This window comes from Mesorhizobium sp. LjNodule214 (assembly GCF_964252735.1).
In the GTDB taxonomy this organism is placed as follows: Bacteria; Pseudomonadota; Alphaproteobacteria; order Rhizobiales; family Rhizobiaceae; genus Mesorhizobium.
In genome coordinates this window covers 1,138,167-1,158,397 of record NZ_CAXUPE020000003.1, presented here as the reverse complement: position 1 = coordinate 1,158,397, position 20,231 = coordinate 1,138,167, and the positions used below count along the sequence as shown (strand labels likewise).

The following is a 20,231-nucleotide window of genomic DNA, read 5'->3' as shown; positions in this document are numbered from 1 at the left end:
GAGCTTCCCGTCTTTGTTATTGTCAACGATCCGGAACGAATGGCTGCCCCAAGGAAGCCGGCGTGTTCATCATCGTCAGACGCTTGTTGCGCGAGATTAGAACGAGAACCACGACGGTTGCCAGATAGGGCAGCGAAGAAAGCAGTTGCGAAGGCACCGGAATGCCGAAAGCCTGTGCATGAAGCTGGCCGATCCAGACGGCGCCGAAGATGTAGGCGCCGGCCAACACCCGCCATGGCCTCCAGGAGGCGAAGACGACCAGGGCCAGCGCGATCCAGCCGCGTCCAGCGGTCATGTTCTCAACCCATTGCGGCGTGTAGACCAGCGACAGGTGGCCGCCGGCAAGGCCGGCACAGGCGCCGCCGAAGATCACCGAGAGATAGCGGTAGCGGATGACCTTGATGCCAAGCGCATGCGCCGACGTGTGGCTGTCGCCGATCGAGCGCAGCGTCAGTCCGGTGCGGGTCTTGAACAGGAACCACATGACGGCGGCGGTCAGCGCGATCGAGATGTAGAAGATCGGGTCCTGGCCGAACAGCAGCCTGCCGACGACCGGGATCGACGTCAGGCCGGGAATGTCGAGGTTCGGCAGCCGCTCGCCGGGCTGGCCGACGAAGCTGGTTCCCATCATGCCGGACAGGCCGAGGCCGAGCAGCGTCAGCGACAGGCCTGTCGCCACCTGGTTGGTGGCCAGAGACAGCGTCATGACGGCAAACAGCAGCGAGAACACAGCGCCCATCGCGACCGCCGCGAGCAGCCCGATCCATGGCGATCCGGTGAGGTAGCCGGCGCCGAAGCCGCCGACCGCGCCCATGATCATCATGCCTTCGACGCCGAGATTGAGCACGCCGGAGCGTTCGACCACCAGTTCGCCGATCGCCGCGATCAGCAGCGGCGTTGCCGCCGTGGCGATGGTCAAAAGGATGTTGACGGTGATGTCCATCAGCGGGCTTCCTTCAACTTCGGCGCGGCCTCGAGTTTCGGCGCGGCCAGTCCGATCAGACGAATGCGGTAGTGAATGAGCGTGTCGCAGCCGAGCACGAAGAACAAAAGCATGCCCTGGAACACACGCGCCACCTTGTCGGAGATACCGAGCGCGCTCTGCACCGCCTCGCCGCCGAGATAGGTCAGCGCCAGCACCAGGCCCGCGGCAACGATGCCGAGCGGATTGAGCCGGCCGAGGAAGGCCACGATGATGGCGGTGAAGCCGTAGCCGGGCGAAATCACCGGCTGCAGCTGGCCGATGGCGCCGGAGACTTCCGAGATGCCGGCAAGTCCGGCCAGCGCGCCCGACAGCAGGAAGGCGAAGAAAACCATGCGGTTGAGGCCGAAGCCGGCGAAACGCCCTGCCCTCGGGCTCGAGCCGAGCACGCGGACCTCGAAACCCTTCAGCATGCGGCTCATCAGGATCCAGATCGCCACCGCCGCGACCAGCGCAAAGACGAAGCCCCAGTTGGCGCGGCCGGCGTCCGGCATCAATTCCGGCAGGATGGCCGAGTCGTTGAACTGAATGGTCTGCGGGAAACCATGGCCCTGTGGGTCGCGCCATGGGCCACGAACCAGCCAGTCGAGGAAGAGCTGCGCGACATAGACCAGCATCAGGCTGGTCAGGATCTCGTTGGTGCCGAAGCGCGTCTTCAGCAAAGCCGGGATTGCCGCATAAGCGGCGCCGCCGACCATGCCGAGCAAAAGCATCAGCGGCAGCACCAGCGGTCCCTCGAACTGAGGAAACAGCACCGGGATCATCGAGCCGACAATGGCGCCCAGGATGAACTGGCCCTCGGCGCCGATGTTCCAGATGTTGGCCTTGTAGCAAACCGACAGGCCGACCGCGATCAGGATCAAGGGTGCTGCCTTGATCGCCAGTTCATGCAGCTGCCAGACCTGGCTGATCGGCTCGATGAAGTAGATACGAAACGCACTCAACGGGTTGACGCCGAGCAGCGCGAACATGACGGCGCCGGCGATGATCGTCAGCCCGAAGGCGATGAAGGGCGACAGCGCCGAAAACAGCATCGAGCGCTGCGGGCGTTTGACGAGTTCGAGGCGCATCATGCCGTCTCCAGCGTGTGTTCGGCGTGGCCGGGTTCGGCACCGCCCATCAACAGTCCGATCTTCTCGAATGTGGCTTCGGCGATCGGCAGCGGCTTCGACAATTCGCCATTGTGCATGACCGCGATGGCGTCCGAAATCTCGAACAATTCGTCGAGGTCCTGGCTGATCACCAGCACCGCCGAGCCGCTGCGCGCCAGTTCGATCAGGGCTTGGCGGATGTGCGCGGCCGCACCCGCATCGACGCCCCAGGTCGGCTGGTTGACCACCATCACGCTCGGCCTGCGGTCGAGCTCGCGACCGACGATGAATTTTTGCAGATTGCCGCCGGAAAGTGCCGCGGCTTCCGGATCCGGCGCGCTCTTGCGCACGTCCATCGCTTCGATGATGCGCTGGGCGGCGCTATAGACCGCAGCGCTTTTGACCATGCCGCCGGAACCGACAAAAGCCTTGCCGTCGGTGGCGTGGCGCGACAGGAGCAGGTTCTCCGAAAGCTTCATGCGGGGTGCTGCACCATGGCCGAGCCGCTCTTCGGGCACGAAGGCAGCGCCCATCAGCCGCCTGCCAGTGATGGAGAGGCCGCCGGCGTCCTTGCCGCGAATGCGCACCGAGCCGGCATCCTGCTGCAGCACCTCGCCGGAGACGGATTCGAAGAATTCGCCCTGGCCGTTGCCGGCCACACCTGCGATGCCGATCACTTCGCCGGCGCGCACGGAGAGATTGATGTTCTTGAGCGGGATCGAGAACGGCGTTGCCGGCTTGCGGGTCAGGGCACGGATATCGAGCAGGGCAGGCGCGGTCTCGATGCCTTCGGCCGGGGCACGGACCACCGCCTTCACCTCGTTGCCGACCATCATGCGGGCCAGCGATGAAGCGGTTTCCTGGCGCGGATTGCAATGGCCGACCACCTTGCCGTGGCGCAGCACGGTGGCGCGGTCGCAGATGCGCTTCACCTCTTCCAGCCGGTGCGAAATGTAAAGGATGGACTTGCCTTCCGAGCGCAGCCGCTCGAGCGTCTCGAACAGCTTGTCGGCCTCCTGCGGTGTCAGCACCGATGTCGGCTCATCGAGGATGATCAGTTGCGGCGTCTGCAGCAGGCAGCGGATGATCTCGATACGCTGGCGTTCGCCGACCGAGAGGTCGCCAACCAGCGATTCCGGATCGAGCGGCAGGCCGTAGCTATAGGAAAGCGCCCTCGCCTTGGCGGCAATGCTGCTGATCGGCGAACCGTCGTCCAGCGACAGCGCGATGTTCTCGGCCGCGGTCAGCGCCTCGAACAGCGAAAAATGCTGGAAAACCATACCGATGCCGAGTTTCTTGGCTGCGCCCGGACTGGTGATCCTGACCTCTTGGCCATTCCAGAAGATCTCGCCCGAGTTTGGCTCGAGCGAGCCGAACAGCATCTTGACCAGCGTCGACTTGCCGGCGCCGTTCTCGCCGAGCAAGGCGTGGATCTCACCCTTGGCGATGTTGAGATCGACATGGTCGCACGCCGTCAGCGTGCCGAATATCTTGGTAAGGCCACGAACCTCAAGCAGGGTCGTGCTGTCATGATTTGCACTCACAGTGCCTCCCATCTGGTTTGCCAGATATGTTCTGTGTTCCCGCAAGCATGGTATGCGCTGCCGCCTCCCGTCGGAAAGCGGCACACGACTTGAAAGAGCTTCAAGAATTTCAGCGGAAACCTAACGCATCGGCCCGAAAATCGAAATCGATTTTCGGAAAGCACGATGCGCTGGTTCAAAGTATTAGAGCGTACTTTGTGCGTCCAGGCGGACGCACGTCGCTCTAATGGATAGCAAGGCAGACGGGACTAAGGGATGAGAATGGTTGTGCCTGTCGTCCTGCGCCCTTCCAGGTCGGAATGCGCCCTGCCCGCGTCCTTCAGCGAATAGCGCTGGTTTATCCTGATCTCGACCGCGCCGCTGAGCACGACGTCGAACAATGCCGCGGCGGAGGCTTCGAGGTCCTCGCGTTTGGCATTGTAGACGAAGAGCGTTGGCCTGGTGGCGAACAGCGAGCCCTTCTGCGCCAGCAGCGACATCGAGAAAGGCGGGATCGGCCCCGACGACTGGCCGAAGCTGACGAACATGCCGAGCGGTCTCAGGCAGTCGAGCGAGGCCGGGAACGTATCGTTGCCGACGGAATCGTAGACGACATCGCATTTCCTGCCGCCGGTGACGGCGGCGACGCCGGCGACGAAATCCTGCTCCTTGTAGTTGATGACATGGTCGAAGCCATGCGCTCTGGCGAGCTCGATCTTGTCGGCGGAACTGGCGGTGCCGATGACGGTTGCGCCGAGATGCTTGGCCCATTGTCCCAGGATCAGGCCGACGCCGCCGGCCGCCGCATGGAACAGGATGGTGTCGCCTGGCTTCACCTTGAAGGTGCGGCGCAAAAGATACTCGGCCGTCATGCCCTTCAGCATCATGGCCGCGGCCTGCTCGTCGCTGATGCCGTCCGGCACTTTCACAACGTGGTCGGCGGCAACCACGCGCTGTTCGGCATAGGCGCCGACATTGACGGCATAGGCGACGCGATCGCCCGGCTTCAGCCAGTCGACGTCGGCACCGACTTCCAGCACCTCGCCGGCCGCCTCGCCGCCTGGGATCAGCGGAAAGCCGCCGGGCGGCGGATAGAGGCCCGAGCGATGGTAGACATCGATGAAATTGAGGCCGATCGCGGTGTGCCTGATCAGGATCTGTCCGGCGCCGGGTTGCCCCGGATCGGCGTCCTCATAGGTCATAACCTCCGGACCGCCATGGGCGTGGATACGGACTGCTTTGGGCATCGATTGGTCTTTCTTGGGACACGGCTCGCCTGGGGCGGCTGTCAGTCTTTGGGGTCGGTCTTGCCGGCGCCGGGCTTGGAGCCGAGATTTGGAAAGAACTGCATGATAGCGCCGATGCTTGCGAGGTAAAGTCCGGTCACGGTGATGCCGATCTTGGTGAAGTCGCTGACCTGTTCGCCGAGCACGCCGATCTGGTCGTAGAAGGCGGCGAGAGCTGCCTGCGCCAGCGCCAGAGCGCCAAAGGCGCACCACAAAAGCGTCATGCCGAGATTGATCGGCCGCAACCGCACCACGCGCACCGGATGGATGAAGTTGATCGGCACGAAAGTGAGAATGCCGGCCGCCACCACCACGCCGAAGGAAACCCATTGCCCCGGTTCGATGACGAACAGCGTGAACACCACCATGTTCCAGACCACCGGGAAGCCCTTGAAGAAATTCTCCTTCGTCTTCATGCCAGTGTCGGCATAGTAGATGGCGCTGGACACGACGATGATGGCCGCCGACAGGAACGACAGCTTTTCGCCCATGAAGCCGCGCTGGTAGAGCGCGAAGGCCGGGATCAGCACATAGGTGACATAGTCGATGATGTTGTCGAGCATTTCGCCCGACCAGGTCGGCAGGATTTCCTTGACTTCGAGCTTCCTGGCGATCGGCCCGTCGATGCCATCGACGAACAGTGCCAGGCCGAGCCACCAGAACATCGCCGTCCAGCGCTGCTCGCTTGCGGCGACCAGTGACAGGAAGGCCAGGAACGAGCCCGACGCGGTCAGGAGATGGACTGAAAACGCGCGCGCCTGCGGCCAGGTGACTTTCTTCTTCGGCCGCGGAATTCGGTCTGCAATTTTCTTGGCCGTTTTCCTTGCCGATGTGTTTTTGCTCACGGCCCCCGCCAGTCCAGCTTGCAGATTTCGGCCGAGCGACCGGCAAAGTTCCAGTTGCGACCGAAGGCGCGCATCTTGCTCTTGTCGGACTTCGCCACGATGATCTCGGGCGCGATCCAATATTCGGAGTTGCTGATCACCGTATCCTTCTCGCGATCCTTGCCGGGAACCGGCGTCACCGCCCCGTCGATGATCTTCGGTATCTGGAAGATGCGCGTCTTGTCGCGCGTCTCATAGCTGATCGGCACCTGTTCGACGCCGAGGAATTTTCCGACCAGGATTGAGAGCAGCGAGGTGGTGCCGCCGGCCTTGCCGGTGAAGATCTTGGTCAGCGCCTTGACCGCGTAGACCGAGGCGCGCTTGTCGATGAACAGGCCTGCGGTCCAATTGCCGCGGCTCATGTAGCCGGGGATTTCCATGATCAGCCCGAGATTGAGGCCAGACAGGTCGACCTCTCCGAAATGGCCGGCGTCGATGCGGAAGCCTGCCCAGGTCTGGCAATAACCTTCGGTCGGCGGATGGCCGCCGAGAGACAACACGCAAGGGCAAAAAACCGTGCAATTGCAGGAGAGTACGAGCTCTCCTTTCATCGCCCAGCCTCGGTCGCTCATCGAATTCTCTCCCCCTCAGGCCGAGACTAATAGCAGCGCGGTTGCCCACACAAGCAGTATCGCACCGGCGACACGGCTTGGCATCCTGCCTGCCGTCTGTTTTTCGATCAGGGTGAACAGGCCGATCAGCGCCATCCAGAAGATGTTCATGGCGCCCACGGCGAACATCACCAGCATCAGCGCCCAGCAGCAGCCAAGGCACCACACGCCTTGCTCCATGCCGAGCCTGAAGATGCGCAAGGGTTTTGCGCTCCAGTTGGCAAACAGGACCGAGAACGGGTTCCGGCATTTTGTCAGGCAGGCTTCCTTCAGGGTGCTGAACTGGAAGAGGCCAGCAATCAGCAAGGCGAGCGCGCCGGCAGTTCCGACCGCCGGATCGAGCATCTGACCGGAGGCAGCGATGGCGTGGACGCAGAGCGTCAATGCGACGAACAGTGCCGACGCAACCAGCCATGTGCCGAGATAGCCGGCGACCAGAACAAGCGGGTGGACGACCGGCTCGCTTTTGATCCGCGCCGTGTCGGCGATCTCGCAATAGGTGCGGATCATGGGCGCTGCCGAAGGCAGCATCGTCGCCACCGCCATCAGGAACCACATCGACATGAGCGCCAGGGCTTGCATCCCTGCCGATCCGGCAAGCGGCGCAGGCGTGACGCAAAGCGCGAAGAAACGGTCGAGAAAATCCGGCAGCGGCAGCCGCGGCAGATATCTGAGCATCGCATCGCCGGGCGCATCGGCGCCGGCAAAGCGGCCCTGGGCGCTGCGGATCGCCATCGCGGCTAGGATGGCCCAGGCAAGGGCGATTCCGATACCAACGCTGACGGTCACTGTCAGCCGGGGGTTGCGCACGACACTTGCCGTGGCGCGGCCGGCCCGGTCGAGATGGCTGAAGTCGTCGCTCATGGCAATCGAAATGGGCCGAATCGCCGCGTTGATCAAGCCGCATGATCGGGCCTATACAAGTTGGCGGCCGGTTGGGCCTCAATTGCGATCCGGAAGCCGAAATTGGACCATCAGGAAACAGCGCGGATACTGGTAGCCGGCAGCGGCCCGGCCGGGCTGATCGCCGCGCTCGGCTTTGCCGAGGCGGGCTTTCCGGTGACGCTGGTCGGCCCGGAAGCAGCCGGCGCCGATGGTCGCACCACCGCCCTGATGAACCCTGCACTCGCGGTGCTCGAGCGGCTCAGCGTGCTCGCCGACCTCAGGCCAAAGGCGGCACCGCTGAAGGTGATGCGCATCGTCGATGCAACCGGACGGCTGATCCGCAGCCCGGTCGTGACCTTCCGCGCCAGCGAGATCGGCGAAGAGCAGTTCGGGCTGAACCTGCCCAACAGCGCCCTCCTTCCAGCGCTTGCCAAGGCGGTTGCCGCGCATTCCGGCATCGACTGGCGGAAGTCGATGGTGGAAAACTGGCGCCTCGACGCCGGCCATGCCCATGCGACATTGGCTGATGGCAGCGAGGTTTCGGCATCGCTGGCGGTTGCCGCCGATGGGCGTTTGTCGCCGGCGCGCGAGGCGGCAGGCATCCCCGCCTCCGTACGGTACTATCCGCAGGCAGCGCTAGTCCTCAATTTCGGCCATCGCAGCGAGCATGCCTTCACCTCGACCGAATTTCACACCGAAACCGGTCCGTTCACGCAGGTTCCCCTGCCCGGCAACCGCTCCAGCCTTGTCTGGGTGGTAAAACCGGAGACGGCGAAGGAGCTTGCGGCGCTCGATGACGACACGCTTTCGCGGCGCGTCGAAGAGCAGATGCAGTCGATGCTTGGCCGGGTGTCCGTCGAGCCTGGCCGGCAGGTCTATCCCCTGTCGGCGGCGTCCCCCGGGCGTTTCGCGCAGAACCGCGTCGCGCTGGTCGGTGAAGCCGCGCATGTTTTCCCGCCGATCGGCGCACAAGGTCTCAATCTCGGTATCAGGGATATCGACGACCTGATTGGAATCGCTTGCGAAAATCGATCCGACCCGGGGTCACGGATGAGCCTTGCGGCCTATGATTCCAGGCGGCGGCCCGACATATTGGCGCGCAGCGGCGCGGTCAATCTGCTCAACAGGTCGCTGCTGTCGGACATGCTGCCGGCGCAGATGGCGCGCAGCGCCGGTCTCAGCGTGCTAGGCAGCTTCGCACCGCTGCGTGCCTTCTTCATGCGCGAGGGGCTGCGACCGGGCAGCGGCTTTCAGGCGCTGGCCGGCGGCCTGAGGAAACAGGTCCGCCGGTAAATAAGACCGACGACATCGGACATTCTTGCCCCGTTCCGAAACCTCTTTGCCGGCTGGTCCGTTGCTTGACCAGACGTCAAGCGCTTCGGGATTGAATTGACCGGGCGCCTGCGCCAATAGGCACCCACCCTAAAGTCGGGCTCGATTTTGGTGGCGGGTTGTGTAGATTCAAGGTCTTAGGGCGTCCCTGCTCCGTCCTAGAGCGGTTCAGCTTTTGATAGAATCGCCAATCCGCTCTAGGTGTTTGTTTTACGCAATTCCGGACGGAAAACCGCTACGCACTTTTCCTGGAATTGCTTTAGAGACTTAAGTGGTGAGTACGATGAAAACGGCCAAATTCTCGATCGGACAAGTGGTCCGCCACCGGCTGTTTCCGTTCCGCGGCGTGATCTTCGATGTCGATCCGCAATTCGCCAACACCGAGGAGTGGTACGAGGCGATCCCGGCCGACGTGCGGCCGCGCAAGGACCAGCCTTTCTACCATCTGCTGGCTGAAAACTCCGAGACGGAATACATCGCCTATGTGTCCGAGCAGAACCTGCTCGAGGACCAGTCGGGCGAACCGATCCGGCATCCGCAGATCGGCGAGATGTTCGACAAGCGGCCCGATGGCCGCTACCAGCCGAAACGTCAGTTGAGACACTGACGCGGGGGGCAATAAAAAAGCGGGGCACGCCCCGCTTTTTTCATGGCCCGGGATAGTCCCGGTGATCAGTTGGCGGCTTTCGCCTTGTCCTGCTCTTCCTTGAGCTTCTTGGCGAAGTCCTGGTTGTTCTTGGCCACGAAGTCCTGCAGCTTCTTCTGCCGGTCCTCGATGTCCGACTGCTGCAGCGGCGGGCCGTCATAGGCGCCGCTGAAGCCGGTCAGCGCGACCTTGATCGGGTTCGGCTGGTTCTGGAAATTGACCGAGGTGAGCGTGATTGCCTGGCCCTTCTTGAAGGACGAGACGAGCTGGTCGGTCAACGGCACTTCGGCCACGCAACGGTCGGGGAAGCAGATCACGTAGTCGAGCTTCTGCGCCTTGCCGGTGTCGATCTGCAGGCCGATGCCGGGAGGCACCAGACGGCCGGTCGGAACCGTCACCTGGAACACCTTGCGGTTCACCTTGCCTTTCAGCTCGATCAGGCTGACGCCGGTGACCAGCTGGCCGTTGCCGGCGGTGACGATGTTCTGGACGTTGCAGATATCGACATCTTCCTGCTTGGTGCAGGCCTTGAACCAGCCTTGCGGAATCTGCTGTTGCTGCTGTGCCGAAGCAGCGGGAAGCTCAGCGCCCAGAAAGCCGACCACGCCTGCGGCCATAACCGAAAGGCGGTATGCGTTGCTGTTCAGGCTCTTCATATGGTGTACTTCCTCTCAATGATCCCGGAACCGGCCGCTTCGTGCCGCGTGGTCCAGCTACCTGTTGCCGAAATGAGGCAACAGCATGACTTCGGTGCGCGTGTTACACTGCCAGCGATGTCGAATCCAGCCCGTTCTCGGCGATTCTTGGTGCGAAGATGCCGCGCTCAGGTCCTGCGCCAAGGGTCGTCACCGCAGGCCGAACTCTTCTCCCGCAGAGCGATTCAATCCCTGCTTGAAATGCTCTAGGGTGCACAGCGAATCACAAAGCCGCCTGCAAGGAGACGGTCATGGGCCGCGTTCTCGTTTGGCTGATCGCCGCGATCTCGTTTCTGACCGTTTCGCTCCGGCCGGCCGTGTCGGAACCGCGGCATGCCATCGCCATGCAGGGCGAACCGGCGCTACCGGCCGACTATACGCATTTCGACTACGTCAATCCCGATGCGCCGAAGGGCGGCAGCATCACCTATTGCGTCGTCGGCAGCTTCGACAATCTCAACCCGTTCATCCTGAAAAGCCTGCGCACCACAGCGCGCGGCATGATGGACACGATCTACGGCAATCTGGTCTTCGAGCCGCTGATGCAGCGCAATTACGACGAGCCGTTCAGCCTCTACGGGCTGCTCGCCGACAGCGCCGACATGGATCCGGAGCGCAAGAGCATCGAGTTCCACCTCAACCCCAATGCAAAATGGTCGGACGGCCAGCCGGTGACGCCGGAGGATGTGCTGTTCACCTATGACGTCTTCACCGACAAGGGCCGCCCGCCCTACAGCGACCGCATGGCCAAGATCGCCAAGCTCGAAAAGACCGGCGACCACAGCGTGCGCTTCACCTTCAACGACAAGGCCGACCGCGAGTTTCCGCTGATCATCGCGCTGACGCCGATCATCCCGAAGCATGCCTTCGACAAGGAGACGTTCGACAAGACGACGCTGAAGCCGGTGATCGGCAGCGGACCCTATAGGGTGGACAAGGTGCAGCCCGGCCAGCGCATCGTGTTCAAGCGCAATCCCGACTATTGGGGCGAGGGTGTCCCCGCCAAGCGCGGCCTCGACAATTACGATCAGATCATCATCGAATATTTCCTGAACGCCAACGCCAAGACCGAAGCGTTCAAGAAAGGCATCTGCGCCATCGACGACGAGACCGATCCGGTCAAGCGCGAGCGCGACATGGACTTTCCGGCCTTTCGCAAGGGAGAGGTGGTGGCCGAAACCTTCGACACCGGCATCCCGCCGGTGGTGACCGGATTCCTGTTCAACACCAGGCTGCAGAAATTTTCCAACCCGGTGGTGCGGCGTGCGCTGGGCATGCTCTACGACTTCGAATGGGCCAACAAGAACCTGTTCGGCGGCAAATACAACCGCACCATGAGCTACTGGCAGAATTCCGAACTTTCGGCGCTCGGCCATCCGGCCGACGACAGGGAGAAGGCGCTGCTGGCGCCCTACCCCGGCCGCGTTCCGGCCGACGTCATGGACGGCAGCTGGCGGCCGCCGATCACCGACGGCTCGGGCCAGGACCGCAAGGAACTGAAGGCGGCGTTCGACCTGCTGAAGGCCGCGGGCTACAGCGTCAAGGATGGAACCATGCTCGATCCCGAGGGAAAACCCTTCGGATTCGAGATCATGACTTCATCACAAGATGAAGAACGCCTCGCCGCGATCTACCAACGCACGCTGGAGAAGATCGGCATCAACGTCACCATCCGCAGCCTCGATGGCGACCAGATCCAGTCGCGCAAGCAGCGCTTCGATTTCGAGGTGCTGATCGGCTCGAGCGGCTTCAACAACTCACTGTCGCCGGGCATCGAGCAGATCGGGCGCTGGGGCTCTTCCGCCGCCAAGGCTGAAGGCTCGTTCAACCTCGCCGGCGTCTCCGACCCGGCCGTGGACGCTGCGATCGATGCGATGCTGAGGGCGCGCTCGAAGGAAGACTATGTCGCGGCGGTGCGCGTTCTCGATCGGTTGCTGATCTCGGGCAACTACATGGTGCCGATGCAGCACAACGACCAGCAGTGGATCGCCTACTGGAATTATCTGGAACATCCGCAAAAGACGCCCATATTCGGTTATCAACTGCCGACCTGGTGGCGCAAGGCGAACTGAATCCTTCCAGACAGGAGATGAAGATGAGCGACGGGAACTCGATCACGGTCGACGTTGTGTCCGATGTCGTCTGCCCGTGGTGCTTCATCGGCCAGAAGCGGCTCGACAGGGCGATCGCCGCCGTTGGCGACATTGACGTCAATGTGCGCTGGCGGCCGTTCCAGCTCGACCCGACCATCCCGCCCGAAGGCAAGGATCGCCGCGCCTACATGCTGGCCAAGTTCGGCAGCGAGCAGCGCGTCCGTGAGATCCATGCCCGCATCGAGCCGCTGGGCGAGGCCGAAGGGATTCATTTCGCCTTCGACGCCATCAAGGTGGCGCCAAACACGCTCGACGCCCACCGCGTCATCCGCTGGGCAGGTGCTGCCGGCGATGCCGCGCAGAACCGGCTGGTGCGCCGCCTGTTCCAGTTGAATTTCGAGGAAGGCGCCAATATCGGCGACCATGGCGTGCTGGCCGAAGCAGCGCGTGGAGCCGGCATGGACGCCTCCGTCGTCGAAACGCTGCTGCCGACCGACGCCGATGTAGAGGCTGTGCGTACCGAAATCACCACGGCTTCGCGCATGGGCATCACCGGCGTGCCGTGCTTCCTGCTCGAAGGCAAATATGCGGTGATGGGCGCGCAGGACGCCGACACGCTTGCCGATGCCATCCGCCAAGTCGCGGCGGCCAAGGCGCGAGGCGAGTTGGAAACGGCGAGCTAGCTCACTTAGCCGTCACCTTGGCTTTGCTGACGAAGAAGCCATGACCGTTGCTACTGCCGCAGGTAAGCCCCTTGGTCGACGACTGGCAGGAGAACGGCCCCTTCTTCCAGCTGTTCCCGTAAGCCAGCTTGGCGACGTCGCCGCAGCAACCCTGCTCGCCGGGGTTCTTGATCTGCGTCGCCGGTCCCTTCGGCCCAAGAATGACGGTCACGTAGCTCGGCGCGATGCGCGAGCAACTCAGTTCCGGCCCGCCGTCCTGCGGTTGATAGGTGCTGGTGCCGCCCTTCGGCGTGTAGATGCAGCCGATATTGCCCGATGGCGTGTTGAATTCGATCTGGCCTTCGGCGCTCGCCGGAATGGTCTGGCTGCCGGCATGCGCCAGAGGCTGCCAGACGAAAGCCGCGAGCATCGCGACTGAAAATGTTCGTGCATACATGGAAGACCCCCTACGCCAAATGTGTGGATCAGGTTCGATCCGGACGGCTGCATTGTCAAACGCGGTTTGCCATGCATCTGCGGAGGCGCGACCTGCCCACGCCCCAGAACGCTTCGTGCGAGACGAATCGATGCAGGTTCGGCTGCCCGCGAGCCATCACGAGAGTACTTCTGGAGTGGTCGGGGATAGCCCGATTTGGGGACCTGCCAGTCAGTCCTTCGTAGGAAAATCGGCCGCTCGGCAAGGCGAAAAGGTTCACAAAATCGTGTGAGACGCTTCCCTTAGGGAAGGTAGGAACGAACGCCGCCATAGCTGCTCAACCTGTTGGAATAAATACCAATAATCCGTTTTCCGTGTGCCGATTCCGCAGCCCGACCTGTTGCTCCATGGCAACGTTGCGTGCGCGTGTTCACAGAGGCCGGGAGAAAATTAATAGAAAATGATCAATTGGTGTTACTATCCGTAACAAAACTAGAAAAGGTTTGGGCGGGATCGTGATTCGGGTCGGCAGACCGCAACGTACAGTACCGGCAGAACTAGCTAGCGAGGCCGCGAGGCCATCGCCCCTGACGCCGGTGTCGTCGATGCGCAGCTTCTGGGGGCTGATGCGGGCCTACTGGTTCTCCGACCGCTGGAAGGAAGCCTGGACACTCACCCTCGTCATCGCATTGCTCACGGCGCTGTCCAGCAAATCGGGCGTGTGGTTCGCCGAAGCATCGGGTGAACTGGTCAATTCGATCGCTTTTTTCCACGATGCCGCAAATACCACACCACTGAAGTCGCTGCTGACCAACGCCGGCATCCTGGTCTTGTTGGTCATCCTCAAGGACGCGGGCTTCACCGGCATCCGCAGCCTCGTTTCGGCGACGTTGCATCGTAAATGGCGCGGCTGGCTGGATAGCCGCTTCAACGAAGCGCTGCTCGACACCAATCACACGCATTTCCACGCCCAGCATGGTTCGTCCGGCAACGCTGCTCCCGACAACATCGACCAGCGCATCCAGGAATCGATCAAGGACATGACCGGCGGCGCCATCGGCCTCGCCATGGGCGTCCTGGCTGTTGCGACATCACTCTACTTCGTCGGCCAGAAGCTGCTGGAGACCTCGGTGGAAGTGAGAGGACTGGAATTCCTCGGCAGCTACGGCAGCGCGGTTCTGGCTTTCCTGGCCGTCGCCACCTATGTGCCGCTGAACACCTGGATCGCGGTCAAACTGGGCAGACTGCTGGAACGCCTCAACGTCAGGATGCAGCAGTCCGAGGGCAGCTATCGCGGCGAACTGACCACTTTCCTGCGCCGCAGTTTCCACGTCGCCGCCTCGCAGGGCGAGAATGTGCAGAAGTCGATGCACAGCCGGCTCTATGTCGATATCGACCGCACCTGGGCGCGACTGAACATCGTCAACACCAGCTACAATTCGTTCGAGCTGATCTACAATTTCATTGGTGCCCGCATCGTTGCTTACGGGCCGGGCCTTGTTCCGTTCATCCACAACGGCTTCGATCTCAAGGGCTACATTACCGGCTCCGAAATGGTCAATTCGCTGATCAGCCAATGTTCGTGGTTCATCCATGTCATGCCGAATATCGCGACATTGCGGGCCAACAGCCAGCGTGTGACCGAACTGGCGAACGCCATCGAGAACGTCCAGCATCCACAGGAGTTCTACAGCCAGACCGGCCGTTCCGACTTCCGCTACGATCGCCAGAACCCGGTTTTCGGCCTGACCATCCAGAAGCTCGAACTGGCGCATCAGGGTGAGGACGCGACGCCATTCCTGAGCGCGGCGAACCTGCGCTTCAGGCGTGGCGAATGGACGTTCCTCAAAGGCGAATCGGGGTGCGGCAAGACCTCGCTGATCAAGGCGATCAACGGCCTGTGGCCCTATGGCCGCGGCACCATCGTCTTCCCGGAAGGCATCAGGATTTTCTATGCCGCCCAGGAGGTCAAGCTGCAGCAGGTCACGCTGAAGCAGCTGGTCTGCCTGCCCGGCTCCGAGCACGATCATGGCGAAGCGCAGGTCGCAGCGGCCTTGCACAAGGCCGGCCTTGGCGACTTCATCGAGCACATGGCGGATGAAAGCCGCGAGGGAAAGAACTGGGACCAGGTTCTTTCAGGTGGCCAGAAGCAGAAGCTGGTGGTTGCCCGCATCATCCTGCAGCAGCCTGGGCTGCTGTTCCTCGACGAGGCAACCGGCGCGCTCGATCCCGAAGGCAAGATCGCTTTCCACCAGGCGATCAAGGACAATTGCCCCGATGTCACGGTGATCAGCGTCATGCACGAGGCCACGCCGCCTCGCTCGCTGTCCGGCGCCGAGTTCTACCACAGCGTGGTCGCGATCTCGGATGGCGTCGCCACCAAGAAGCCGCTGGCTCCGAGCCTGCCGCGCGAGCTCACCACCATCCTCGCACAGCCAAGGCCGGTCCCAAGGCCGATTGAGGACAAATGGCTGCGCTTCCCGCGCCGGCTGAAGCAGAAATAACTCCAGCCCTCCTTGCCTGTCGATTGCATCAGCCGCGCTGACGCCACCTCGTGCGGCGATCACAGTCTCGCGATCCCGCCTCTCCGGTGTCGCTTTTGCCCGTCGTTGCGATTGACTCGGCAGGACGCGCTCCTATGTTGCCGCCGGCTCGCAGAATTCCAACCCGAACCCGCGAGCAGAAAGGTCACCGCGCCATGCCTGGCGACAGTAGTCGAACGCAACCGCCGTCCGCCTAGACGTGACCTTGACGGTTCACGTCCTGCCGGACGGCAAGGAGTGAACCAATGAACGAACTTTCCCCTGTAGCGGGCGACGAGGCCGTCGCCATCGCCCGTATCCTTTGCCAAGTGCCCTTCGAGCGGTTGGTCGAGATCTTCGACCAGCCGGAACTCGACGGCGCATCCGAGCTTGTCGAGGCGCTGCCGCGCGCCAAGGCCGGCAAGCTGCTGACTGGGATGTCGGTCGACCGTGCCGCCGACATTCTGCGCGAGCTGGAGGAGCCGGCCCGTTCCGAACTGCTTGTCGAACTCGCGCCGCCGCTGCGCGCTACGCTGCTTGCCATTCTGGGCTATCCCGAAGGCAGCGCCGCATCCCTGATGACGACGGAGTTCGTCAGCGTGCCCTCGGACTGGACCGTGGGCCGCACGCTGGACTACATCCGCAAGGTCGAGCGGACGCGCGAGACCATCTACGCGATCTACATCGTCGATCCCGAGACGCATGTCCTGGTGCGCTCGACCGGCCTGCGCCGGCTGATCACCGGCGATCCGGACGATCTGGTGATGGATGTCGCACTGGATCGCGCGCCGGTGACGGTCTCGCCGCTCACCGACAGCGAGAAGGTGGCGCAACTGATCTCCAAATACGACCTGCTCGCCGTCCCCGTCATTGACCACGGCAAGATCCTCGGCATCGTCACCATCGACGACATCATCGACACGATGATCGAGGAGACGACCGAGGACGTGCATCGCTTCGGCGGCATGGAGGCGCTCGACGAGCCCTACATGAAGATGAGCTTTCTCGCCATGATCCAGAAGCGCGCCGGCTGGCTTTGCGCGCTGTTCATCAGCGAGATGCTGACCGCCAATGCGATGCAGAGCTATGAAGGCGAGCTGGAAAAGGCGATCGTGCTCACCTTGTTCATCCCGCTGATCATGAGTTCCGGGGGCAATTCCGGCTCGCAGGCGACCTCGCTGGTCATCCACGCGCTGGCGCTGCGCGAGATCGGCCTTGGCGACTGGTGGCGGGTCGCCTTGCGCGAACTGCCGACCGGCCTGGTGCTCGGATCGATCCTCGGCGTCGTCGGCGTCTGCCGCATCACGCTGTGGCAGTATTTCGGCTTCTACGACTACGGCCCGCACTGGGAGCTGATCGCGGCGACCGTCGGCGCGGCACTGGTCGGCATCGTCACCTTCGGCTCGCTGTCGGGATCGATGTTGCCGTTCGCGCTGAAACGCTTCGGCTTCGATCCCGCCAGCGCGTCGGCACCGTTCGTCGCCACGCTGGTCGACGTCACCGGGCTGGTGATCTATTTCTCGGTGGCGCTGGTCATCCTGCACGGCACGCTGCTGTAGCAACGCCAAAGCACACTCATCGCGGCAACCTTTTTGTCGCGATGAGCTCTTGTCGCGAAATGCGTCAATCGACGCGCTGACCGTCCTTCACGCGGTAGGTCGGCTTGTACATGGTGACCAGTTCTTCCGCCGCCGTCGGATGCACGGCCATGGTGCGGTCGAAGTCGTCCTTGGTCAGCCCGGCCTTCAGCGGAATGCCGAGAAGCTGCGCCATTTCGCCGGCGTCCGGCCCGAGGATGTGGGCGCCGAGCACTCTCTTCGAAGCGCCGTCGACCACCAGCTTCATCAGCATCTTCTCGTCGCGGCCGGATAGCGTGTGGCGCATCGGGCGGAATGAGGCGCGGTAGATTTCGATGTCGGAGAAGCGCTTGACCGCCTCGTCTTCCGCCAGGCCGACGGTGCCGATCTCGGGCTGCGAGAACACCGCCGTCGGGATTGTTTCGTGGTCGGGCGCGGTCGGATTGCCCTTGAAGGCGGTCTCGATGAAACACATCGCCTCGTGGATCGCCACCGGCGTCAATTGCACGCGGTTGGTGACGTCGCCGATCGCCCAGATGTTGTCGATGTTGGTGCGGGAGTATTGGTCGACAACGATGGCGCCGGTCTTGCCGAGCTCGATGCCGACGCCTTCCAGCCCCATATTCTCGGTGTTGGGGATGCGGCCGATGGCGAGCATGACCTGGTCGACAGTCAGCACCTTGCCGCCGGTGACTAAGGCGTCGAGCCTGCCGTCCGGCCGCTTGCGGACCCATTCCGACACGGCGTGGCAGAGGATATTTATCCCCTTCTTTTCCATGGTTTCGTGCAGCGTGCGCCGCAGGTCCATGTCGAAGCGCGAGAGGATCTCCTTGCCGCGATAGACCAGCGTGGTGTCGACGCCGAGCCCATGGAAGATGTTGGCGAATTCGACGGCGATATAGCCGCCACCCTCGATCATGATTGCCTTCGGCAATTTCTTGAGGTCGAAGGCCTCGTTGGAAAAGATGCAATGTTCGTGGCCGACGAGCGCCGGATGCGGCGCCGGGCGGCCGCCCGTGGCGATCAGGATCTGTTCGGCGGTGATGGTGCGATCCTCGCCTAGAAGGTGCACCACATGCGGGTCGACCAGCATGGCGCGCGAATGGAAGGTCTCGCCGCCGGCGCCTTTCACATTCTTCTCGTAGATGGCTTCGAGCCGGGCGATCTCACGATCCTTGTTGGCGACCAGCGTCGGCCAGTCGAAGCTGGCCTCGGGCACCGTCCAGCCATAGCCGGCGGCGTCAGCAAAATGCTCGGGGAATTGCGAGGCATAGACGTAGAGCTTCTTCGGCACGCAGCCGCGAATGACGCAGGTGCCGCCATAGCGGTATTCCTCGGCGATGCCGACGCGCTTGCCGAGCGCGGCCGCGACGCGCGCCGCCCTCACCCCGCCGGAGCCGCCGCCGATGACGAAAAGATCGTAGTCGTAACCGGCCATAGACTGTTCCTTGCCTTCAAAATGCTTGAGACAGGTAGGCTGCCAACAGCCAAAAGAAAAGCCCGGATAAACCGGGCTTTTTGGTCCAGCGGCGCTCAGGCCATTGGAAAAGCGGGATCAGTTCTGCGTGTTGTCGGCGGGCCCGTCGCCACCAGCCGGGGCAGCGCCGTCGGCGGGGGCCGTGGCGTCAGCGGGCGCTGCCGGCGCATTGGCCTTCGCCGCCGCGGCCAGCGTTTCGCCGACCTGCTGGGCGAGATCGCGGGCAAGGCCGTTCTGCCAGATGTCGGCGGCCTTCACCAGGTCACGCGTCACGGTCGGGCCGCTGTCGAGCAGCTTCTTGCCGGAATCGGAGCTGTAGAAGGCGGCGATGTCGTTGAGTTCCTTCTCGGAGAAGACCTTGGCATAGGCAAGGGCTGCTTCCTTCTCGAGGTCGGCGCGGCGCGAGGCCAATGCCATCGCCTTGTCAGTGATGGTCTTGCCGATCAGTTCCTGCATGTCCGGGTTCTTCTGGATCAACTGCTGTTCCAAAGCGGCGGCAGCCTGCGGCAGGATGTTGTCGAACGGGTCGGTCGCGTGGATCGCGGCGACGGCGGCGCGCGCTGCCTTCAGGTGCGATTCGGTCACGTCCTGCGCGAAGACAGGCGAAGAAAACGCGAAGACGGCCGAAGCCACCAGAATGGCCGAAAGGCTGCGAACCCGGTTATGCAACATCATGGTCGGTAGAACTCCCTGGTTTTCGGGCGGCATGGACGGTTTGGATGCCGTCGCCGCCGGCGATGATGGCCGCTGACGCCAGCCCGATGAAAAGACCGTGCTCGACGACGCCCGGTATGGCGTGGAGAGCATTCGAAAGCGCTCTTGTATCCGGAATGCGGCCAAAAGATGCATCGAGGATAAAATGGCCGCCGTCTGTAACAAAAGGCTGGCCCCCCGTCATCCTCAATGTAATCGGACCGGAAAGACCGAGACTTTTGGCCGCTGAGCCGACCGCGATTTCGGTCGCCCGCAGGCCGAATTGATTGACCTCGATCGGCAGTGGGAAACGGCCGAGGGTCTCGACCATTTTCGAACGGTCGGCAATGACGATCATGCGCCCGGATGCCGCCGCTACGATCTTCTCGCGCAGCAGCGCGCCGCCGCCGCCCTTGATCAGGGTCAGTGCGGAGTCGACTTCGTCGGCGCCGTCGACGGTAAGGTCGAGTTCAGGCGTTTCCTCGAGCGTCGACAGCGGCACGCCGAGTTCACGGCAGAGCGCCGCGGTGCGCTCCGACGTCGGCACGCCGACGATGGTGAGGCCGGTGGCGACCTTTTCGGCAAGCAGCCGCACGAACTCCTCGGCGGTCGAGCCGGTGCCGATGCCAAGCCGCATGCCTTCGCTGACATGGGCAAGGGCTGCCCGCGCGGCCTCGACCTTCAGTTGCCTCGCATCCATGCCCATGTCTTGTGCGGTCCCATGTCTCGTCCGGTTTCGCTGGTTCGCGCGCTCCTAGCATTTTTGCCCGCCCGGTCAAAGGCCGCGCCTCTCTCGATCGGTCTTCGGCTGTGGATTGGCCGAGCCGGCTTGCCCT

At 62.8% G+C, this 20,231-nt stretch carries 17 protein-coding genes and 1 pseudogene; 6 read left to right on the top strand and 12 right to left on the bottom strand.

Annotation, left to right across the window (positions count from 1 at the left end):
- Window positions 1-22: 22 nt before the first annotated feature.
- The 7 genes from ACSQ3Z_RS31045 to ACSQ3Z_RS31015 form a co-directional block, all read right to left on the bottom strand.
- Window positions 23-943 carry an ABC transporter permease gene (locus tag ACSQ3Z_RS31045; protein WP_006199782.1) on the bottom strand — a complete coding sequence of 307 codons (921 nt, stop codon included), beginning with the start codon at window positions 941-943 and terminating at the stop codon, window positions 23-25.
- Window positions 943-2,055: an ABC transporter permease gene (locus ACSQ3Z_RS31040; RefSeq protein ID WP_436175025.1), complete on the bottom strand. Its 1,113-nt coding sequence runs from the start codon at window positions 2,053-2,055 to the stop codon at window positions 943-945. Before ACSQ3Z_RS31040 ends, ACSQ3Z_RS31045 begins: the two co-directional genes overlap by 1 nt.
- Window positions 2,052-3,629 (bottom strand): ABC transporter ATP-binding protein, encoded by a 1,578-nt coding sequence (locus ACSQ3Z_RS31035; protein ID WP_436175024.1) that lies wholly within the window; start codon window positions 3,627-3,629, stop codon window positions 2,052-2,054. Before ACSQ3Z_RS31035 ends, ACSQ3Z_RS31040 begins: the two co-directional genes overlap by 4 nt.
- A gap of 236 nt (window positions 3,630-3,865) precedes the next feature.
- On the bottom strand, window positions 3,866-4,843 hold the full coding sequence (locus ACSQ3Z_RS31030) for a quinone oxidoreductase family protein (RefSeq protein ID WP_436175023.1): 978 nt from the start codon (window positions 4,841-4,843) through the stop codon (window positions 3,866-3,868).
- 41 nt (window positions 4,844-4,884) lie between these two features.
- The gene (pcsA, locus tag ACSQ3Z_RS31025) at window positions 4,885-5,727 is read right to left on the bottom strand and encodes a phosphatidylcholine synthase (RefSeq protein ID WP_436175022.1); all 843 of its coding nucleotides are present in this window, start codon (window positions 5,725-5,727) and stop codon (window positions 4,885-4,887) included.
- Complete coding sequence (locus tag ACSQ3Z_RS31020; protein WP_436175021.1) at window positions 5,724-6,338, bottom strand: DUF1326 domain-containing protein; 615 nt, start codon at window positions 6,336-6,338, stop codon at window positions 5,724-5,726. Before ACSQ3Z_RS31020 ends, pcsA begins: the two co-directional genes overlap by 4 nt.
- A gap of 15 nt (window positions 6,339-6,353) precedes the next feature.
- Window positions 6,354-7,241 carry a DUF2182 domain-containing protein gene (locus ACSQ3Z_RS31015; RefSeq protein ID WP_436175020.1) on the bottom strand — a complete coding sequence of 296 codons (888 nt, stop codon included), beginning with the start codon at window positions 7,239-7,241 and terminating at the stop codon, window positions 6,354-6,356.
- A 102-nt stretch (window positions 7,242-7,343) separates the two neighbouring features.
- Between ACSQ3Z_RS31015 and ACSQ3Z_RS31010 the strand changes: the two genes are divergently transcribed.
- Both ACSQ3Z_RS31010 and hspQ read left to right on the top strand, forming a co-directional pair.
- A complete protein-coding gene (locus ACSQ3Z_RS31010; protein WP_436175019.1) occupies window positions 7,344-8,555 on the top strand; it encodes a UbiH/UbiF family hydroxylase in 1,212 nt (403 codons plus the stop codon).
- 322 nt (window positions 8,556-8,877) lie between these two features.
- Complete coding sequence (gene hspQ / locus ACSQ3Z_RS31005; RefSeq protein ID WP_436175018.1) at window positions 8,878-9,201, top strand: heat shock protein HspQ; 324 nt, start codon at window positions 8,878-8,880, stop codon at window positions 9,199-9,201.
- Between the two features lie 65 nt (window positions 9,202-9,266).
- On the opposite strand, the gene ACSQ3Z_RS31000 is transcribed toward hspQ, so the two are convergent.
- Window positions 9,267-9,896, bottom strand: coding sequence for an invasion associated locus B family protein (locus ACSQ3Z_RS31000; protein WP_006199773.1), 630 nt, complete (start codon window positions 9,894-9,896; stop codon window positions 9,267-9,269).
- A 290-nt stretch (window positions 9,897-10,186) separates the two neighbouring features.
- Between ACSQ3Z_RS31000 and ACSQ3Z_RS30995 the strand changes: the two genes are divergently transcribed.
- Window positions 10,187-12,007, top strand: coding sequence for an extracellular solute-binding protein (locus ACSQ3Z_RS30995; protein ID WP_436175017.1), 1,821 nt, complete (start codon window positions 10,187-10,189; stop codon window positions 12,005-12,007).
- A 23-nt stretch (window positions 12,008-12,030) separates the two neighbouring features.
- Entirely contained in the window at window positions 12,031-12,711 is a 681-nt protein-coding gene (locus tag ACSQ3Z_RS30990; RefSeq protein ID WP_436175016.1) for a DsbA family oxidoreductase, read from the top strand.
- Between the two features lies 1 nt (window position 12,712).
- Here the strand turns inward: ACSQ3Z_RS30990 and ACSQ3Z_RS30985 are convergent, their stop codons facing one another.
- On the bottom strand, window positions 12,713-13,147 hold the full coding sequence (locus ACSQ3Z_RS30985; RefSeq protein ID WP_436175015.1) for a hypothetical protein: 435 nt from the start codon (window positions 13,145-13,147) through the stop codon (window positions 12,713-12,715).
- A 584-nt stretch (window positions 13,148-13,731) separates the two neighbouring features.
- Here ACSQ3Z_RS30985 and ACSQ3Z_RS30980 point away from each other — a divergent pair.
- Both ACSQ3Z_RS30980 and mgtE read left to right on the top strand, forming a co-directional pair.
- A complete protein-coding gene (locus tag ACSQ3Z_RS30980; protein ID WP_436175014.1) occupies window positions 13,732-15,630 on the top strand; it encodes an ABC transporter ATP-binding protein/permease in 1,899 nt (632 codons plus the stop codon).
- A 248-nt stretch (window positions 15,631-15,878) separates the two neighbouring features.
- A pseudogene (gene mgtE / locus ACSQ3Z_RS30975) lies at window positions 15,879-17,207 on the top strand (magnesium transporter); the annotation flags it as partial.
- Window positions 17,208-17,271: 64 nt separating this feature from the next.
- Here the strand turns inward: mgtE and gor are convergent.
- The 3 genes from gor to rpiA form a co-directional block, all read right to left on the bottom strand.
- On the bottom strand, window positions 17,272-18,663 hold the full coding sequence (gene gor / locus ACSQ3Z_RS30970) for a glutathione-disulfide reductase (protein ID WP_436175013.1): 1,392 nt from the start codon (window positions 18,661-18,663) through the stop codon (window positions 17,272-17,274).
- 117 nt (window positions 18,664-18,780) lie between these two features.
- Entirely contained in the window at window positions 18,781-19,377 is a 597-nt protein-coding gene (locus ACSQ3Z_RS30965) for a DUF2059 domain-containing protein (RefSeq protein WP_436175012.1), read from the bottom strand.
- A complete protein-coding gene (rpiA, locus tag ACSQ3Z_RS30960) occupies window positions 19,364-20,095 on the bottom strand; it encodes a ribose-5-phosphate isomerase RpiA (RefSeq protein WP_436175011.1) in 732 nt (243 codons plus the stop codon). Before rpiA ends, ACSQ3Z_RS30965 begins: the two co-directional genes overlap by 14 nt.
- Between the last annotated feature and the right edge of the window lie 136 nt (window positions 20,096-20,231).

Excerpts from the sequence above, each read along its gene's own strand:
- ACSQ3Z_RS31045 (WP_006199782.1), bottom strand. The coding sequence starts at position 943 with ATGGACATCACCGTCAACATCCTTTTGACCATCGCCACGGCGGCAACG.
- ACSQ3Z_RS31040 (WP_436175025.1), bottom strand. The coding sequence starts at position 2,055 with ATGATGCGCCTCGAACTCGTCAAACGCCCGCAGCGCTCGATGCTGTTT.
- ACSQ3Z_RS31035 (WP_436175024.1), bottom strand. The coding sequence starts at position 3,629 with ATGGGAGGCACTGTGAGTGCAAATCATGACAGCACGACCCTGCTTGAG.
- ACSQ3Z_RS31030 (WP_436175023.1), bottom strand. The coding sequence starts at position 4,843 with ATGCCCAAAGCAGTCCGTATCCACGCCCATGGCGGTCCGGAGGTTATG.
- ACSQ3Z_RS31020 (WP_436175021.1), bottom strand. The coding sequence starts at position 6,338 with ATGAGCGACCGAGGCTGGGCGATGAAAGGAGAGCTCGTACTCTCCTGC.
- ACSQ3Z_RS31015 (WP_436175020.1), bottom strand. The coding sequence starts at position 7,241 with ATGAGCGACGACTTCAGCCATCTCGACCGGGCCGGCCGCGCCACGGCA.
- hspQ (WP_436175018.1), top strand. The coding sequence starts at position 8,878 with ATGAAAACGGCCAAATTCTCGATCGGACAAGTGGTCCGCCACCGGCTG.
- ACSQ3Z_RS31000 (WP_006199773.1), bottom strand. The coding sequence starts at position 9,896 with ATGAAGAGCCTGAACAGCAACGCATACCGCCTTTCGGTTATGGCCGCA.
- ACSQ3Z_RS30995 (WP_436175017.1), top strand. The coding sequence starts at position 10,187 with ATGGGCCGCGTTCTCGTTTGGCTGATCGCCGCGATCTCGTTTCTGACC.
- ACSQ3Z_RS30990 (WP_436175016.1), top strand. The coding sequence starts at position 12,031 with ATGAGCGACGGGAACTCGATCACGGTCGACGTTGTGTCCGATGTCGTC.
- ACSQ3Z_RS30985 (WP_436175015.1), bottom strand. The coding sequence starts at position 13,147 with ATGTATGCACGAACATTTTCAGTCGCGATGCTCGCGGCTTTCGTCTGG.
- ACSQ3Z_RS30980 (WP_436175014.1), top strand. The coding sequence starts at position 13,732 with ATGCGCAGCTTCTGGGGGCTGATGCGGGCCTACTGGTTCTCCGACCGC.
- gor (WP_436175013.1), bottom strand. The coding sequence starts at position 18,663 with ATGGCCGGTTACGACTACGATCTTTTCGTCATCGGCGGCGGCTCCGGC.
- ACSQ3Z_RS30965 (WP_436175012.1), bottom strand. The coding sequence starts at position 19,377 with ATGATGTTGCATAACCGGGTTCGCAGCCTTTCGGCCATTCTGGTGGCT.
- rpiA (WP_436175011.1), bottom strand. The coding sequence starts at position 20,095 with ATGGATGCGAGGCAACTGAAGGTCGAGGCCGCGCGGGCAGCCCTTGCC.